Consider the following 15,579-nt stretch of genomic DNA (forward strand, 5'->3'; position numbering starts at 1 on the left):
CCTACCACTTGTGGATCGAAGGGAATGTTTCGACGCCAGTGATACGGCATCGGGATCCACTATTTGCGCGGGACCTCACCAGTCGTCCAGAGCGAAGGGTCATCAGTGGAACCTTCAACCTTGGGCGACAAGTCGGCGTTTTGCCTTTTACGATTGCATTTGCTGACCGTCACTTGGACATCGAGCTTGAGGTCGTGCCGACGAAGATCGACTACGCTACTGATTATGAAAATCTGATCTCTGAGGTTGCGGCCGGCGCACGCGGCCTCGCTCTGGAGTACATGCGATCTACCCACCGATATGGCGACCGCAGTAACCGTCAAACGACGGAGATTGAGTGGCTTTCCAGCCTGAGACAGCAGATTGGAGAGCTGCAAAAGGCATTCGCGCACATTAATCAGCGACCTTTCCGGCATCTGCTTCGCGAGGTGCACCCCACAGCCAACCACAAAATCCGCCGACTCGATAGCGTCGCTAGGCGCGCGATCCTCAGAGGGAAGGGCAGCGGCATCGTCGACGAAGTGGCCGGTCTCGGTCCAATACGGCGGGTCATCGACAGCGTCACCGCTGTAAGCACACTCGACACACCAGAGCATTGCTGGCTTCGACTGCAGACCGGCCTTGTTCTCCAACAACTACGCTCTTTGCAAGCGGCTTTAGGGATGGAGGCGCGCAAGACTCAGCGCGAGGTTAGTGAGCGCAGGAAGGCCGAGCAGAGCGAGGTAGGTGAGCTCGCCGACAGCGTTGGTTCGATGCTACAGATGGAATTCCTGCGCCTAGCTACTTCGCCACCCCGTCAGACTTCGCCCTCGCTGACCATGCTCGGCGCCCACGGTTATCGAGACGCGTACCGGATTCTCTCGGGCTTGCGACTTGGATTAGCAGTTAGTGGGAGTGCATTGGAACTCCAAACAAAGGACATCCACGAGCTGTACGAGCTGTGGTGCTATTTAACAGTGGTGGAGCTGGTATCTGTCTACACCGATACGGAACGTGATGCCGCGCAACTCGTTCAATCTCACAAGGGAACCCTTCGAGTTGATCTTCGAGCTGGGAGGGAAAGTGAAATCCCACTTCACGGCAATGAACGGTCGTTTCACATCGCCTACAATCGGGGTTTCGCCGGCGAGACGGGGGAGCAGAAGCCAGACATCGTGATCCGTGTCGAAGAGCGTAACAGGCCAGACATCATCATCGTTCTAGATGCGAAGTACCGAGTGGATGCCACCGATCAGTACCGGCAAAAATACGGAGCGCCTGGTCCTCCGATCGATGCCATTAACGCACTTCATCGGTATCGGGATGCGATCGTCATCAATCAGGATAATAGGTATAGACCCGTCGTTCGCGGGGTTGCGTTGTTTCCTCTCACGAAGGAGGAAACCGAACAATTTGTTGCGACGAGCAAGCTCAGTAGGTCTCTTGCAAGCCTGGGGATCGGGGCGCTCCCATTTCTGCCTGGAAACACAGCCCTAGTTTCAGAATGGATAGAGTGGTTGCTTCAATTGCCGGCTGAAGACTTGGCCTGGAACGGGTTAACGGGGCCCGTAATGAAGGCAAGCTCGTCCCGCTGACAGGTCACTTCCAAAGCCGACTTATTTGCCTGTCAGGAGAGATGGAGATGGCGAAAACTTCGAAAATCAGGGAGCCAAATAAGAAGGCAAGATAAAAGCCGTGCCAGCTTCCGGCACGCGATGGTCGGTTTTGTGCGGCTTTGAGCGTATGGCACGGCGCAAAAATGCCATACCCAGCGCGCGAAACGGCGCGCAGCCGCGCGCCTTTCGTATGGCAATGGATAATCAGGATGGAATTGAGGCGTTTGCTTCAAGTTCAGCGATCCGCTCCGAGCAGATCGCATGAACCGCTCGTCCGAGGTCTTCGACGCAGCCCCCAAGCCAAGTCAGCTCGTCTTCGGTGATGCGGTAATGCTTCGAATAGCGGGCCTTCACGTAGGCCTCTTTCAGCTTCTCAAACCGCGCCCGATCCTCGCGGCGCTCACGCGGCCAGGCATCGACCAGCCGCATGTCGATGCGCTCAGCCTGTGTGCGCAGGAAGGCCAGATTGTGAACATGCGGCGTGTAGAAGGTGCAGACCAAGAGGACGCAGTGGTAAAGGCGCTCCGCAGACTGGTGCATGTTAAAGGCCGCTTCCCGCAGCCCGCCGTCGTTCGCGAGAAACTCTGCCGCGCTTTTAAATCTGCCCGCGCTCGGATACCACTCGTCAAAATACTCGCGCGCCATCGCCAACGCCTGCTTGGGCGTCTTTGGCTTAGGGGTGTGAAGCGGCTTGTCGTCATATTCGTAGAGCGCGATCCCGTCGCGCGCCACGTCCATGAAGAAATAGCGCCCATGCGCGAGGCCGTCGTTCACCTCCTGTAAGGTGTGAACGATGAAGTTGACCGGCGTCTTGAGCGTCTTGTCAATCGCCAACTCGCGAATGAGCCGGTCTTCGAGCTTGCTCCAGAAATCGACCTTCTCGGTCAAGCGCTTGTCGTTGACAATGATGAGAAGGTCGAAGTCCGAGCGGTAGCCCTTCGTCGTGTGCGGCTCATCGACCCAGCCGCCGCGCGCATAGCTGCCATATAGGATGATCTTGTCGATCCGCCCCTTCTTCTTCCAGCTCATCGTGCCGAGCGCCAATGCATCCTCGAACTCTTCGAAGACGATCTGCTTCACGCGCTCCAGCTCGCGCTGCTTGTTGGCTGGAAGATGATCGAGGTCGGTTTTCATCGCTGGCGGCACCCTGTCGGCGCGGAGGCTGCTTGGCAAGGTCTAGGCAGCTCTAACGCCGCCAGAATTGCCACCACCTGCGGTTCTTTCCATCAATCGATTGGGCGATGACCCGCAAGCTGCGGATCATCGCGTCCTCGACTTCGGCAACGCTGACGCCATGGCGCTTGGCAAGCTGGCGATAGCTCAGCTCCTCGACGCGGTGGCCGAGAAAGATAGCGCGATCCTCCTCGTCGATCCGATCGACGGCGCGCTCGTACTGACGGAGCAGTTTGCGCCGTGCGCGGGTATAGCGGCTCACCGTTTCCTCCCGTCGCAATAGTTCGCCCAATCCTCCATCATGAGGCGGCGCTTTTCGAGGAGATTGCCGCGCCGGTATGCGGCCTCGACCTTGTTCGCGACGGTATGGGCGAGGGCGGCTTCCGCGACGTCGCTCGGGTGGTTCGTTTCTTCACTCACCCAATCGCGGAACGACGAGCGGAATCCATGCGCCGTGTACGGTTCACCCATTTCCCTGAGTAGCTTGGTCAGCGTCTGATCCGACAGCGGGCGATTTCGCCGCATGCCTGGAAAGACAAGATCGCAGCCCTTGATGCGCAAGCGCGCACACCGCTCAACGATGCGCAGCGGGCGGCGGGTGAGGGGAACGACATGCTCTCTATAGGCCTTCATCCGATCCTTGGAGAGCTTCCAGAGGCCTTTTTCGAGGTCGAACTCGCCCCATGTGGCGCCGCGAACCTCCCCCGACCGGGCGGCCGTGAAAATCGCGAACTCGAGCGCGAGGCGGCTGAACGATTCCCGCTCGCGCAAGCGCTGCACGAAGGCCGGGACATCTTCATAGGGCATCGCCGCGAAATGATTGTCGCGGCGCGGCTGGCGGGGCAGTCCTTTCGTGATAGCGCGCATCGGTGCATCGGTTTCGCGGTAGCCCGACGCATAGGCCCAATCGAGGACCGCCCCGATCCGCTGGCGAACGCGGCGGGCCGTCTCGGGCTTCGCTAGCCAGATTCCCGCGAGCAGGTCGCGGATCATCGGGCCAGTAATCTGATCGACCTTGAACTTCCCTATGTGCGGGAAGGCGTAAAGCTCCATCGTTCGCATCCATTGAGCGTGATGCTTGCCGTTGCGCCATGTCTTCGAGTGTATCTCGTAGGTGGTGACGGCGGCATCCTTGAACGTCGGCACCGCCTGCCGCTTGCGCCGCTCAATTTGCGGGTCCACGCCCATCTCGATCTGGCTGCGAATTTCCTGCGCCAGTTCGCGCGCCTGCGCCAGACTGACTTTCTGGCAACTGCCAAGACCAAAGTCGCGGCGCACACCATCGCTCTGGACCCGGCACACCCAGCTGCTGGTGCCTCCCGGCCGTTCGAGGCGCATAAGGCCGTCACCGAGACTCACGCGACGTCGCTTATCCTTGGGCTTCGAGAGCCCGTTCGAAATGCTTTTCATCCCTTGAATCATAAAATTTGCTCCCACATTGGCAAAAATGTCGGCCTGGACCATGTGGGACGCACTGGGATACGAATCGCATCTCAAACCCGCAGCTAAGCTGGGGTTTCGGAGACGGTTCGGGAAAGAGTGGGATTGAAACCTGGCGGACAGGGTGGGATTCGAACCCACGGTAACGTTGCCGCTACGGCGGTTTTCAAGACCGCTGCCTTAAACCACTCGGCCACCTGTCCGCACGGCGCCGCCATAGCGTCCGCAAGCTTTGCGGCAAGCAAAACATGGCGGCACGGCCCGCCGCGCATATGACTCGGTCTGTCGCTCTACCAGGGGAGGATGGGGTGGCCAAGCCGCGTGCATCTGTGACAGAGGCACCCGATGGGGTGGGACATGACCGACGCTGGACGTTTCAGAATCAAGCAGATTTTCCGACTTTCGGGCGTGATCGCCTCGGCGTGGGCGATGGCGGCCTCGGCGCCCGTGTACGCCCAGAGCGCCGACGCCGGCTTCGACGCCTATGTCCAGTCGCTTTGGCCGAAAGCGCAGGCGCGCGGCGTCTCGCGGGCGACCTTCGACCGCGTAACAGCGGAGCTGCGCTATAACGCACGTGTCGTCGCGCTCGACCGCGACAACCTCGGCGCGCCGCCCAGCAACGACACGCCGATCCCCAATTTCGCGCCCTACAAGGCGAAGCACGTCGACGCCTCGCGGATCAATGGCGGGCGCCGCGTCCACGACCGGCTGCTGCCGTTGCTGTCGCGGATCGAGCAGCGCACAGGGGTGCCGACGAGCATCATGATCGCCATCTACGGCCACGAAACCGCTTATGGCGCGGTGACGGGCAATTTCGACCTTCCCGAAGCGCTCGCGACGCTGGCCTACGAGGGGCGCCGCCGCAGCCTGTTCGAGCCCGAATTCCTCGCGACGCTGGAGATGGTCCAGAAGGGTGTACCGCGCGATGTGCTCAAGGGAAGTTGGGCCGGAGCCTTCGGCTATCCGCAATTTCTGCCCTCGGTCTATCTCCAGGTCGCCGAAGACGGCGACGGCGACGGCGTCGCGCGCATCTGGTCGAGCGAAGCCGATGCGATCGAATCGATCGGCGCCTATCTGCGCCGCGCCGGCTGGCGCGCGGGCCAGCCGTGGGGCGTCGCGGTTCGCGTCCCCGACGGCTATAATCGCGCGGCGATGGCCAGCCGGCTCCAGCCGACGCGCTGTTCGCGCGTGTTCGCGCGCTACAGCCGCTGGCGTTCGATGGCCGAATGGCGCGCCGACGGTTTCCAGACGCTCGATGGGCGCTGGCCCGACGGGCAGGTGCAGGCGACCCTGCTCGAACCCGATGGTCCAGGAAAAACCGCCTATTTGCTGACTGGCAACTATCGTGCGATATTGGACTATAATTGTTCCAACTTTTACGCGCTTTCGGTGGGGTTGCTGGCAGATGAAATCGATCGGTAGGGGCGGGGTGCTGATGGCCGGGGCGGCGTTCCTGCTTGGCGGTTGCGGTAGTTTTGATGGCACGCGCGACGGCGAGCCCGTCGCAGCACGACCGACGCCGGCCCCTGCGGCCGAGCTTGTCGCCGATACGCCGGTCAAGATCGGCGAGCCCTATTCGATCGGCGGTACGACCTACACACCCGCCGATATCCCCGACTATGACGATGTCGGCTATGCGAGCTGGTATGGCGAAGAACTCGGCGGCCGGCCGACGGCGAACGGCGAGACCTTCAACCCCGACGCAATCAGCGCCGCGCACAAGACGTTGCCGCTGCCAAGCTATGTCGAGGTGACCGCGCTCGATACCGGACGCACGATCCTGGTCCGGGTCAACGACCGTGGGCCGATGGCGAACGACCGGCTGATCGACCTGTCGCGCGGCGCCGCGGCGCAGCTTGGCATCACCGAAGGGGTCGCCGCAGTGCGCGTCCGCCGCACGAACCCGCCGCAGGCCGAACGCGCGCAACTGCGCGCCGGACGCCCGGTTCCCGAACGCATCGCAACCCCCGACTCATTGCTCGCAATCCTTCGCAACAAATTGAAAACGCTTCCTGTTCCGGGTGGGCAGCCAGCGGCGCCGGTCGCATCGGGAACGCAAAAGCCCGGCGATGACAGGCTCGAAGTGAAGACGCCCGCCGCGCCCGCAAAGCCCGCGCCGGTCGCCAAGCCGGCACCCATGAAACCCGCGTCGCCAACGAAGCCCGCACCCGCAATTGGAAGCTATTTTGTGCAGGTAGGCGCGTTCAGCAGTGAGGAACGCGCCAGTGCGGCGGCGAAGTCCGTCGGCGGCTCGGTCGTGAAGGCGGGCAATCTCTGGCGCGTCCGCGCCGGCCCTTTCGCCAGCGACGCCGAGGCGCGCGCGGCGCTCGGAAGGGTGAAGGGGAAGGGATTCCGCGACGCTGTCGTGGTTCGCGACCGCTGACGCCGCCATGGAAAGAGCGTCGTCGATCCTGAAAGCTGGCACGGTAACGCTTGTGATGCTCGTGCTTTCGGCATCTCTGCCGATCGCCGCCGCGGACGCGGCGCCGGGCACGACGGCCCCGGTCACCCGCCCGATCTATGTCACCCAAGCGCCGATCGTATTGCTGAAGGACATGCATTCGGGCGCGATCCTCTTTTCGCGCGGCGCCGACAAGCGTTTCGCCCCCGCTTCGATGGCGAAGGTGATGACCGCCTATGTCGTGCTGGACCTGATCAAGAAGGGCGAATTATCGAGCGAAAAGCTGTTCACCGTCAGCGAAGCGACATGGAAGAAATGGAACGGCAGCACGGGCGGGTCGACGATGTTCCTGCGATCGGGTGAAAAAGTGTCGGTCGACGACTTGCTGAAGGGATTGATTACTGTTTCGGGCAATGACGCCGCCGCGGTCCTCGCAGTCGGAATTGACGGTAGTGAAGAAGCTTTCGTCAAAAGAATGAATGATATGGCGAGCAAAATTGGGATGAAATCGAGTCGATTCGGTACGCCAAATGGCTGGCCCGATGGCGGCGTGACCCAAGTCAGCGCCTACGACCTCGTCACGCTGGCCAATCGCCTGATCCGCGAGCATCCCGACGGATACGCCCGCTATTTTTCGATTCCCAGGCTGCAGCATGGCAAGTCGCCCGCCGGCAAGCCGATCGTCCAGCCGAACCGCAACCCGATTCTCGGCCGTTTCGCAGGCGCCGATGGATTGAAAACGGGCCACACGGCAGAGGCGGGCTATTGCTTCCTGGGCTCGGCAAAGCGCGGTGGGCGCCGCTTGATCATGGTCGTTGCCGGTATGGAAAGCGAAAAGGCACGACGCGACGAGGCCGAGCGGCTGATGACCTGGGGTTTCGAACAGTGGGAGGGGCGCAAGATCGTCTCTGCCGGGGCCAAGGTGGGGCATGTCGAGGTCGGCAAGGGGAGGGCTCCGATGGTCGGGGCGGAACCCGGCGCGGCAGTCCAGATGACGGTTCCCAAAGGCTATTCCGGCGGCTACCGCGCCGTCATGCGCAGCCGTGCCCCGCTGCCCGCGCCCGTCGCTCGCGGGACGCCCGTCGCCGACCTGATCGTGACGCCCGACGGCTTGCCGCCTCAAACCACGCCGCTGATTGCAGCAGCCGACGTCGGGCGTGGCGGCTGGCTCGCCCGGTTGCGGACAGGTTTCTACCGGTTGACCGGCTGGTGAGCGGGCGGTTCATCACGCTCGAGGGCGGGGAAGGGGTCGGCAAGTCTACCCAGATTCGTGCTCTCGCTGCCGCGCTTGCAGAGCGCGGAATCGAGGTCGTCGCGACACGCGAACCGGGCGGTAGCGCGGGCGCCGAGGCGGTCCGGACGCTGCTGATGGAAGGGAATGACGACCGTTGGGATGCGCGGAGCGAGGCCTTGCTCTTTGCCGCCGCGCGCGCCGACCATGTCGCCCGCGCCATCCGCCCCGCGCTCGACCGCGGCGCGTGGGTCTTGTGCGACCGCTTCATCGATTCGTCGCGCGCCTATCAGGGCGGCGGCGGCGGCATCACCGACGCCGACATATTGACGCTCCATGCTTTTGGCTCGCTCGGGCTGATGCCCGACCGCACTTTCCTCCTCACGGTCGGCGCCGACGAAGCCGCACGGCGGCTTGCGGTCCGCGACGCCGGCAGTGCCGATCGCATGGGCAGCAAACCCGCCGACTATCAGATGCGCCTTAACGCGCGCTTCCTCGAAATGGCGGCGGCCGAACCCGCGCGCTGGCGGGTGGTAGGCGCCGACGCGCCCGCCGACGTGGTGACTGCCGCGATCCTCGCCGAACTCACGGAATGGCTGCCATGATCGGCCATGCGGATGCGGAAGCCGCCTTTCTGGAGGCATGGCAGGCCGACCGGCTGCACCACGCCTGGCTGCTCGCAGGGCCGCAGGGCATGGGGAAGGGCAGTTTCGCCACGCGTGTCGCGCGGTTCCTCGCCACCCATGGACGCAGCGGCGATGCCGCGACGCTCGACGATCCCGGCGACGGCGCAGCGAGCCGGTTGGTCGATGCGGGCAACCATCCCGAGATCATCCATCTGACGCGCCAGCCCAAGGACAAGGGCAAGGAACTCGCGCGGAACATCACGATCGATCAGGTGCGCGGGATGATCCGGCGCCTCCACCTCTCGCTCTCGCTCGGCGAATGGCGTGTGGTCATCATCGACGCGGTCGACGATCTCGAAACCGACGGCGCCAATGCGTTGCTCAAGACGCTTGAGGAGCCGCCCGCGCGAACCTTGTTCATGCTCGTCAGCCATTCGCCCGGGCGCTTGCTGCCCACGATCCGATCGCGGTGCAGAATTCTGCGTTTTCAACCGGTTGATCGTGACGTCATGACATCGTGGCTGCACGACCTGCGCCCGATGCTGGACATGGCCGAGGTGCGCGCGATCGTCACAGCTTCGGGCGGTGTTCCCGGCAAGGCGCTGGTGCTGATCGACAGCGATGTCGCGGCGATGGAGAAGAAATTGCTCGCGATCGCGACCACCGGCGACCCCGGCAACCGCCTCCGCGACGCGCTCGCGCGGGAAGTCGGTGGATCGAGCAACCGCGAACGGCTCGAACTGGTGATCGACATCGTTCCCGGGCTGCTTTCGCGGATCGCCCGCGAGCGTCCGATTGCCGACATCGCACCGGTCCTCGCGCAATGGGACAGGGTGCAGCGCACGGTGCGCGACGCGATCCGCGGCTCCTATGACGGCTCGATGGTCGGCTTCGAAATCGGCAACTGTCTTGCCGAACTCGCGCCCCGCGAAACGCAGGCCGCGCGCTGACGCTTCCCCTCGCGCGCGCCACCCGCTAAGGCCCGCGCATGTCTGAGCCTTTCTACATCACCACCGCCATCAGCTACCCCAACGGCCGCCCCCATATCGGCCATGCCTATGAGGCCATTGCGACCGACGTGATGGCGCGCTTTCAGCGGATGCGCGGGCGCGACGTGCGGCTGACGACGGGGACCGACGAACATGGCCTGAAAATGTACCAGACGGCGCGCGACCAAGGGCGCCCCACGATCGAACTCGCCGATGAAATGTCGGCATATTTCCGTGAGATGTACAGAAAACTGAATATCAGCTTCGATCATTTCATGCGCACATCGGACCCCGCGCACCATGCGGCATCGCAGGCACTATGGCGCGCGATGGAAGCGAATGGCGACCTTTATCTCGACCGCTACGAGGGCTGGTATTCGGTCCGCGACGAGGCCTTCTACGACGAAAGCGAGCTCGTACAGGGGGAGGGGGAGAGCAAGCTCTCGCCGCAGGGCACACCGGTAGAATGGACCGTCGAGGAAAGCTGGTTCTTCCGACTGTCCGCCTATCAGGATAAATTGCTCGCGCTCTATAATGAAAACCCCGACTTCATCCGCCCCGACAGCCGGCGCAACGAAGTTCTGCGCTTCGTCGAGGGCGGGCTCAAGGATCTTAGCGTCTCGCGGACCAGCTTCGACTGGGGCGTGCCGGTGCCGGACTCGCCGGGGCATGTCATGTATGTCTGGGTCGATGCTCTCACCACCTATATGTCGGCGCTCGGCTATCCCGACCTCGACGGCGAGTGGGGCAAATTCTGGCCCGCGAATATCCATATGATCGGCAAGGATATCGTGCGTTTTCATACCGTTTACTGGCCGGCTTTCCTGATGAGCGCCAATCTGCCCCTGCCCAAGCAGGTCTTCGGTCACGGCTTCCTGCTCAACCGCGGCGAAAAGATGTCGAAGTCGCTCGGCAATGTCGTCGATCCGATGGAGCTTGCCGAACGGTTCGGGGTCGACGCGCTTCGCTATTATCTGCTTCGCGAAGTCAGCTTCGGGCAGGACGGCAGCTATTCGGCCGAGGCGATCGTCCGCACCGCGAATGCCGATTTGGCGAACAGCTTCGGCAATCTCGCACAGCGCAGCTTATCGATGATTTTCAAGAATTTGGATGGTAAGCTTTCTTCGGACTATACGCCCGCGCAAGATGATATCGACCTGTTCCACTTGGTCAATCGAACCGCAAAAGACCTCCTACCCCGCGAATTCGAGCAGCTCGCTTTCTCCGTCGGCATAGAAGAGTGGATCCGCGCCGTTTTCGCCTGCAATCAATATGTAGACACGCAGGCGCCCTGGGCGCTCCGCAAAACCGACCCCGAGCGGATGCGCGCGGTGCTGATGACGCTATTCCAGGCGGTTCGTACCCTCGCGATCGCAATCCGTCCGGTCGTCCCCGACGCCGCCGACAAGTTGCTCGACCAGATGGGCATCGCCACCGATGCGCGCGACTTCGCCGCGCTCGCGGACAAGGACTGGTTCGCCAAACTCGCCGCTGGCGGTTTCACCGTTGGCCAGCCCGTCCCCATCTTCCCGCGCCTCGAACTGCCGGAAGGAGAGGGGGAGGGCTGATGCTCGTCGATTCGCATTGCCACCTCAACTACAAGGGGCTCGCCGAGCAGCAGGGCGAGGTGCTGGCGCGCGCGCGGGAGCGGGGGGTCACCGCGATGCTCAACATAGCGACGCGCGAAAGCGAGTGGGATGAGGTGCTTGCCGCCGCCGAGGCCAACGACGACGTCTGGGCGAGCGTCGGCATCCATCCGCACGACGCCGATCATCATCCCGACGTCGACACCGCAAAGCTGGTCGCTCGCGCGGCGCATCCGCGCGTGATCGGGATCGGCGAGACCGGGCTCGACTATTATTACGACAAGAGCGACCGCGTGAGGCAGCAGGACAGCTTCCGCCGTCATATCCACGCATCGCAGGAAACCGGCCTGCCGGTGATCGTCCACACGCGCGACGCCGAAACCGGCACGCTCGCTTTGCTCGGCGAGGAGATGGGCAGGGCGACCTTCCCCGGCGTGATCCATTGCTTCACCGCGAGCGACGATTTCGCGCGGCAAGCGCTCGACCTCGGGCTCTTTATCTCGATATCGGGCATCGTGACGTTCAAAAACGCCGCCGACCTCCAGGCAACCGCAAAATGGCTGCCGCAGGACCGGCTGCTGATCGAGACCGATTCCCCCTTCCTCGCCCCCGTCCCGCATCGCGGCAAGACAGGAGAACCCGCGTTCGTCGCCGATACGCTGGCTTTCCTGGCCGAGCTGCGCGACGAGGATCGTGAGGCGCTGGCGGCGGCGACCAGCGCCAATTTCTATGCGCTTTTCAACAAGGCGGCACCATGTTTCAACAAGGCGGCACCATGACGTCGCAGCGCCCATGAAGCTGAGAATTCTTGGCTCCGGCACGTCTTCAGGGGTTCCGCGGATCGGCAACGACTGGGGCGCGTGCGACCCCGACAATCCGCGCAACCTGCGCAGTCGCGCATCGATCATGGTGTCGCTGGGCGGCTTTCGTATCCTTGTCGACACCAGCCCCGACATGCGCCTGCAGCTGCTCGACGCAGGCGTCGGCGAAATCGACGCGGTAATCTGGACGCACGAACATGCCGACCACACGCACGGGCTCGACGATCTGCGACAGGTGATGCATCTGCGGCGCTCCGCGGTGCCGGTCTATGCCCGCGACCATGTACTCGACATTCTGAAGTGGCGATTCACTTATGCGTTCGCAGGAAATGCCGGCTATCCGGCGTCGGTCGATCCGATCGACCTTCACGACCATCAATCGATCGGCCCGATCGAAGTCTCGGCGCTCGAAATGCCGCACGGCCCGATCAAGGCGACCGGGCTTATCTTCAGCGATGGTGGGCACAGGATCGGCTATGCCACTGATTTCTCTAAATTTACGGACGAGATGGTTGATTTCTTTCAAGGGGTCGACCTGTTCGTCATCGACGCCCTCCGTCGCTATCCGCATCCGACGCATCCGCATTTGGCGATGAGCCTCGAAGGACTTGCCAAGGTCGGCAATCCGCGCGCTATCATCACGCATATGGACAACACGATGGATTATGACGACCTTGCGGCCGAACTGCCACCGGGTGTCGAACCCGGCTATGATGGGTTGGAGGTCCAATTATGAGCGGCGACACGACGGTCGAGCTGATCTGGTTCGCCGGCGCGCTGACGCTTGTGATCAGCGCGCTCGTCGCGCGCCGGATCAAGCTGGCCGATGGCGTCAAGATGGCGCTCGCGTGGGCGGCGATCTTCGCGCTGGTGTTTCTGGCGATCTGGACGTTTCAATTGGCGCGAGGGGGCTAAGCTCCTCTACTTCCCTATAGATATATTTAACATAATATATATTATCGGATAAATAGATGAGCGAATCCGCGCCCCCCCGGGTCCAGTCCCCCATCGACCGCCTCCTTGCCGTGATGGCAAAACTGCGTGACCCCGATGGTGGATGCGAATGGGATCTCGCCCAGAACTTCTCGACGATCGCGCCTTACACGATCGAGGAAGCCTATGAGGTCGCCGACGCGATCGCCGGCGGCGATCCCGCCGCCATTTGCGACGAGCTTGGCGACCTATTGCTCCAGGTCGTATTCCACAGCCAGATCGCGACCGATGAAGGTCTGTTCGGCTTCGACGATGTCGCAACCGCGATCAGCGACAAGATGGAACGCCGGCACCCGCATATCTTCGGCGATGTGCGGACGGACGATGTGCGCGTCCAATGGGAAACGATCAAGGCAGCCGAACGCGCATCGGACGGCCCCAAGAGTGCGCTCGACGGCGTCGCGCTTTCGCTGCCCGCGTTGCTCCGCGCGCAAAAGCTGCAGGGGCGCGCCGCGCGGGTCGGTTTCGACTGGCCGGATGCCGAAGGTCCGCGTGAAAAGATCGCCGAAGAACTTGCTGAAGTCGTGACGGCACCCGACGATGCAGCGCGCGCCGAAGAGATCGGCGACCTGCTGTTCGCGGTCGTAAACTATGCCCGCCATCTTGGTGTCGATGCCGAAAGCGCGCTGCGCGCCGCCAACGACAAGTTTGCACGCCGCTTCCAAGCTGTCGAGGACCGTGCCGGACCCGATATTGCGAAACTGCCGCTCGATACGCTCGAAATGCATTGGCAGGCGGTCAAGGCGGCGGAGCGCTCCTAGGGTCAGGCCCCTGCGCGACGCCCGGCGGCCACAGCCGTTCGAACCGCGCGCGATCGGCCGGGTCGAGGCGCACCGTGAGCATATGTCCCTCGCCCTCGGGCAGGTCGGACAGGACTTCTCCGCGCGCGTGGAGCCACGCCATCGCTTCGCCCTGATCGAAACGGAGGAAGATGCGCTCCACCTTGTGCTGCGCAGTCAATTGCGACGCCATGAGCGCGCGCGCCGCCTCGACGCCCTCACCGGTAACAGCCGAGATGATCGCGACGTCGGGACGCCGCGCCGCCATCTCCTCGATCTGCGCGCGGCGGTCGGCGTCGGCGGTGTCGATCTTGTTCCAGATTTCGATCTGCGGAACCGCATCGGGAGCGTCCTCCCCCTCGCCGTCGCGCGGTCCATTGACGCCGAGCGAATCGAGGATCGCCCGCACATCGTCATATTGCGCGTCGCTGTCGGGATGCACGATGTCGCGGACATGAATAATCAGGTCGGCGGTGGTGACCTCCTCCAGCGTGGCTCGGAACGCGGCGACGAGTTCGGTCGGCAGGTCGGACACGAAGCCCACGGTATCCGACAGGATCGCCTTGTCGATGCCGGGTAGCCGGATTTCGCGCATCGTCGGATCGAGCGTTGCGAAGAGCATATCTTCCGCCATGACGTCACTTCCCGTCAGACGATTGAAAAAAGTGGATTTTCCAGCATTGGTATAGCCGACCAGTGCGATTACCGGCCAAGGCGCGCGTTGCCGCTTGGCGCGCTGCAATTGCCGCGTCCGGCGCGCATCCTCCAGGCTTCGGCGGATGCGCGCCATGCGGTTGCGGATCATCCGGCGGTCGGCCTCGATCTGCGTCTCGCCCGGCCCGCCGAGGAAGCCGAAGCCGCCGCGCTGGCGCTCGAGGTGGGTCCAGCTGCGCACCAGCCGCCCCGCCTGATAGTCGAGATGCGCGAGTTCGACCTGCAACCGCCCTTCGGCGGTCGCGGCCCGCTCGCCGAAAATTTCGAGGATCAGCCCGGTGCGGTCGATGACCTTGGTCCCGAACTCGGTTTCAAGGTTGCGCTGCTGGATTGCGGTCAGCGCCGCATCGACGATGACGAGCTGCACTCCCTCCATCGCGATGTCGGGCTTGATCGCCTCGATCTGGCCGACGCCGAGCAGCGTTGCCGCGCGGGTCTGGCGCAGCCGCAGCGGGTGCACCGCGACGACATTCAGTCCGATCGCGACCGCCAGCCCCTTCGCTTCCTCGACGCGCGCGTCGAGGTCGCGCGACAGGCGCTGTGCGTGCCATTCGGGCACGACGAGCAGCGCGGCGGCGCCGCGCGTCACTTCATCTTCGCTGGCGGTCATCGTCCCAAGGTCAGGCGCCGGCGTCGCCGTCCTCGTCGCCATTGTCGGTCAGGTTGATCGGGCCATTCGGCTGCACGGTCGAGATCGCATGCTTGTAAACGAGCTGAACCTGCCGCTCGCGCTCGAGCAACATGCAGAAGAGGTCGAACGCCACGATATCGCCCTGCAGCATCACGCCGTTGACGAGGAACATCGTCACCGACTCGTCCGAGCGGCGCACCGCGTTCAGGAACACGTCCTGCAACGCCTTGCCCTTGCTCGCGGGCGCTTCGCGAAGGTCCGCGCCGAGCGCGCCGACGTCGAAGTCGTGCGACGGCATCACCGTCGAGATCGCATGTTTGTAAACGAGCTGTGACTGGCCGTCGCGGCGCAGCAACAGCGAGAAATTGTCGAACCAGGTGATGATGCCCTGAAGCTTCACGCCCTTGACGAGGAACATCGTGACGGGCGTCTTGCTGCGGCGCAGGGCGTTGAGGAAAAGATCTTGGAGATTCTGATTTTTATCGGACACATTTGCCTCCTGTTCTTGGCGGTAGGACCGCGGGTGCGGCGCCGGTTTTCCGGCATTCTAGCCTTCATCGCAGGGGGCAATATGCGGCAAAGCTTGCCGCAGGTCTAGCG

16 protein-coding genes and 1 tRNA gene are annotated in these 15,579 nt (G+C 63.1%); 11 read left to right on the plus strand and 6 right to left on the minus strand.

Translation table 11 applies throughout. From position 1 onward, the window contains the following. Positions 1-1,574: DUF2357 domain-containing protein (locus tag QOL68_RS12280; RefSeq protein ID WP_282949702.1), on the plus strand; the 1,574-nt coding region annotated here is incomplete at its 5' end. A 225-nt stretch (positions 1,575-1,799) separates the two neighbouring features. Here QOL68_RS12280 and QOL68_RS12285 read toward each other — a convergent pair. The 4 genes from QOL68_RS12285 to QOL68_RS12300 form a co-directional block, all read right to left on the minus strand. Further along, on the minus strand, positions 1,800-2,729 hold the full coding sequence (locus QOL68_RS12285; protein WP_282949701.1) for a HEPN domain-containing protein: 930 nt from the start codon (positions 2,727-2,729) through the stop codon (positions 1,800-1,802). A 52-nt stretch (positions 2,730-2,781) separates the two neighbouring features. Further along, entirely contained in the window at positions 2,782-3,030 is a 249-nt protein-coding gene (locus QOL68_RS12290) for a sigma factor-like helix-turn-helix DNA-binding protein (protein ID WP_282949700.1), read from the minus strand. After that, complete coding sequence (locus tag QOL68_RS12295) at positions 3,027-4,232, minus strand: tyrosine-type recombinase/integrase (RefSeq protein WP_282949699.1); 1,206 nt, start codon at positions 4,230-4,232, stop codon at positions 3,027-3,029. The genes QOL68_RS12290 and QOL68_RS12295 overlap by 4 nt, the downstream gene beginning before the upstream one ends. An 89-nt stretch (positions 4,233-4,321) precedes the next feature. Then, positions 4,322-4,411 (minus strand) — tRNA-Ser (locus QOL68_RS12300). A 226-nt stretch (positions 4,412-4,637) separates the two neighbouring features. Between QOL68_RS12300 and QOL68_RS12305 the strand changes: the two genes are divergently transcribed. From QOL68_RS12305 to mazG, 10 genes are all read left to right on the plus strand, one after another. Then, positions 4,638-5,630, plus strand: coding sequence for a lytic murein transglycosylase (locus QOL68_RS12305; protein WP_282949711.1), 993 nt, complete (start codon positions 4,638-4,640; stop codon positions 5,628-5,630). Next, entirely contained in the window at positions 5,614-6,591 is a 978-nt protein-coding gene (locus tag QOL68_RS12310) for a septal ring lytic transglycosylase RlpA family protein (RefSeq protein WP_282949698.1), read from the plus strand. Before QOL68_RS12305 ends, QOL68_RS12310 begins: the two co-directional genes overlap by 17 nt. Before the next feature lie 7 nt (positions 6,592-6,598). Then, the gene (locus QOL68_RS12315; RefSeq protein WP_283404314.1) at positions 6,599-7,822 is read left to right on the plus strand and encodes a D-alanyl-D-alanine carboxypeptidase family protein; all 1,224 of its coding nucleotides are present in this window, start codon (positions 6,599-6,601) and stop codon (positions 7,820-7,822) included. After that, the gene (gene tmk / locus QOL68_RS12320) at positions 7,816-8,445 is read left to right on the plus strand and encodes a dTMP kinase (protein ID WP_282949709.1); all 630 of its coding nucleotides are present in this window, start codon (positions 7,816-7,818) and stop codon (positions 8,443-8,445) included. Before QOL68_RS12315 ends, tmk begins: the two co-directional genes overlap by 7 nt. Beyond that, positions 8,442-9,416, plus strand: a complete 975-nt coding sequence (locus QOL68_RS12325; RefSeq protein ID WP_282949697.1) for a DNA polymerase III subunit delta' — start codon at positions 8,442-8,444, stop codon at positions 9,414-9,416. Before tmk ends, QOL68_RS12325 begins: the two co-directional genes overlap by 4 nt. Before the next feature lie 38 nt (positions 9,417-9,454). Beyond that, on the plus strand, positions 9,455-11,023 hold the full coding sequence (gene metG / locus QOL68_RS12330; RefSeq protein WP_282949696.1) for a methionine--tRNA ligase: 1,569 nt from the start codon (positions 9,455-9,457) through the stop codon (positions 11,021-11,023). Then, entirely contained in the window at positions 11,023-11,820 is a 798-nt protein-coding gene (locus QOL68_RS12335; protein WP_282949695.1) for a TatD family hydrolase, read from the plus strand. Before metG ends, QOL68_RS12335 begins: the two co-directional genes overlap by 1 nt. Positions 11,821-11,833: 13 nt before the next feature. Further along, complete coding sequence (locus QOL68_RS12340) at positions 11,834-12,598, plus strand: MBL fold metallo-hydrolase (RefSeq protein ID WP_282949694.1); 765 nt, start codon at positions 11,834-11,836, stop codon at positions 12,596-12,598. Next, positions 12,595-12,777, plus strand: coding sequence for a hypothetical protein (locus tag QOL68_RS12345; RefSeq protein WP_282949693.1), 183 nt, complete (start codon positions 12,595-12,597; stop codon positions 12,775-12,777). The genes QOL68_RS12340 and QOL68_RS12345 overlap by 4 nt, the downstream gene beginning before the upstream one ends. Positions 12,778-12,890: 113 nt before the next feature. Next, positions 12,891-13,616, plus strand: coding sequence for a nucleoside triphosphate pyrophosphohydrolase (mazG, locus tag QOL68_RS12350; RefSeq protein ID WP_282949692.1), 726 nt, complete (start codon positions 12,891-12,893; stop codon positions 13,614-13,616). Here the strand turns inward: mazG and hflX are convergent. After that, the gene (gene hflX, locus QOL68_RS12355) at positions 13,594-15,000 is read right to left on the minus strand and encodes a GTPase HflX (RefSeq protein WP_502957394.1); all 1,407 of its coding nucleotides are present in this window, start codon (positions 14,998-15,000) and stop codon (positions 13,594-13,596) included. The genes mazG and hflX overlap by 23 nt on opposite strands. Then, the gene (gene hfq, locus QOL68_RS12360) at positions 14,969-15,469 is read right to left on the minus strand and encodes an RNA chaperone Hfq (protein WP_058455886.1); all 501 of its coding nucleotides are present in this window, start codon (positions 15,467-15,469) and stop codon (positions 14,969-14,971) included. The genes hflX and hfq overlap by 32 nt, the downstream gene beginning before the upstream one ends. Positions 15,470-15,579 lie beyond the last annotated feature (110 nt).

Source organism: Sphingopyxis sp. Geo25, assembly GCF_949769135.1.
In the GTDB taxonomy this organism is placed as follows: domain Bacteria; phylum Pseudomonadota; class Alphaproteobacteria; order Sphingomonadales; family Sphingomonadaceae; genus Sphingopyxis.

What these genes read in the sequence shown, in the direction of transcription:
- metG (WP_282949696.1), top strand. Translation starts at nt 9,455, where the DNA reads ATGTCTGAGCCTTTCTACATCACCACCGCCATCAGCTACCCCAACGGC.
- QOL68_RS12315 (WP_283404314.1), top strand. Translation starts at nt 6,599, where the DNA reads ATGGAAAGAGCGTCGTCGATCCTGAAAGCTGGCACGGTAACGCTTGTG.
- QOL68_RS12340 (WP_282949694.1), top strand. Translation starts at nt 11,834, where the DNA reads ATGAAGCTGAGAATTCTTGGCTCCGGCACGTCTTCAGGGGTTCCGCGG.
- QOL68_RS12305 (WP_282949711.1), top strand. Translation starts at nt 4,638, where the DNA reads ATGGCGGCCTCGGCGCCCGTGTACGCCCAGAGCGCCGACGCCGGCTTC.
- QOL68_RS12310 (WP_282949698.1), top strand. Translation starts at nt 5,614, where the DNA reads ATGAAATCGATCGGTAGGGGCGGGGTGCTGATGGCCGGGGCGGCGTTC.
- QOL68_RS12295 (WP_282949699.1), bottom strand. Translation starts at nt 4,232, where the DNA reads ATGGTCCAGGCCGACATTTTTGCCAATGTGGGAGCAAATTTTATGATT.
- QOL68_RS12325 (WP_282949697.1), top strand. Translation starts at nt 8,442, where the DNA reads ATGATCGGCCATGCGGATGCGGAAGCCGCCTTTCTGGAGGCATGGCAG.
- QOL68_RS12345 (WP_282949693.1), top strand. Translation starts at nt 12,595, where the DNA reads ATGAGCGGCGACACGACGGTCGAGCTGATCTGGTTCGCCGGCGCGCTG.
- QOL68_RS12285 (WP_282949701.1), bottom strand. Translation starts at nt 2,729, where the DNA reads ATGAAAACCGACCTCGATCATCTTCCAGCCAACAAGCAGCGCGAGCTG.
- hflX (WP_502957394.1), bottom strand. Translation starts at nt 15,000, where the DNA reads ATGGCGACGAGGACGGCGACGCCGGCGCCTGACCTTGGGACGATGACC.
- mazG (WP_282949692.1), top strand. Translation starts at nt 12,891, where the DNA reads ATGGCAAAACTGCGTGACCCCGATGGTGGATGCGAATGGGATCTCGCC.
- QOL68_RS12335 (WP_282949695.1), top strand. Translation starts at nt 11,023, where the DNA reads ATGCTCGTCGATTCGCATTGCCACCTCAACTACAAGGGGCTCGCCGAG.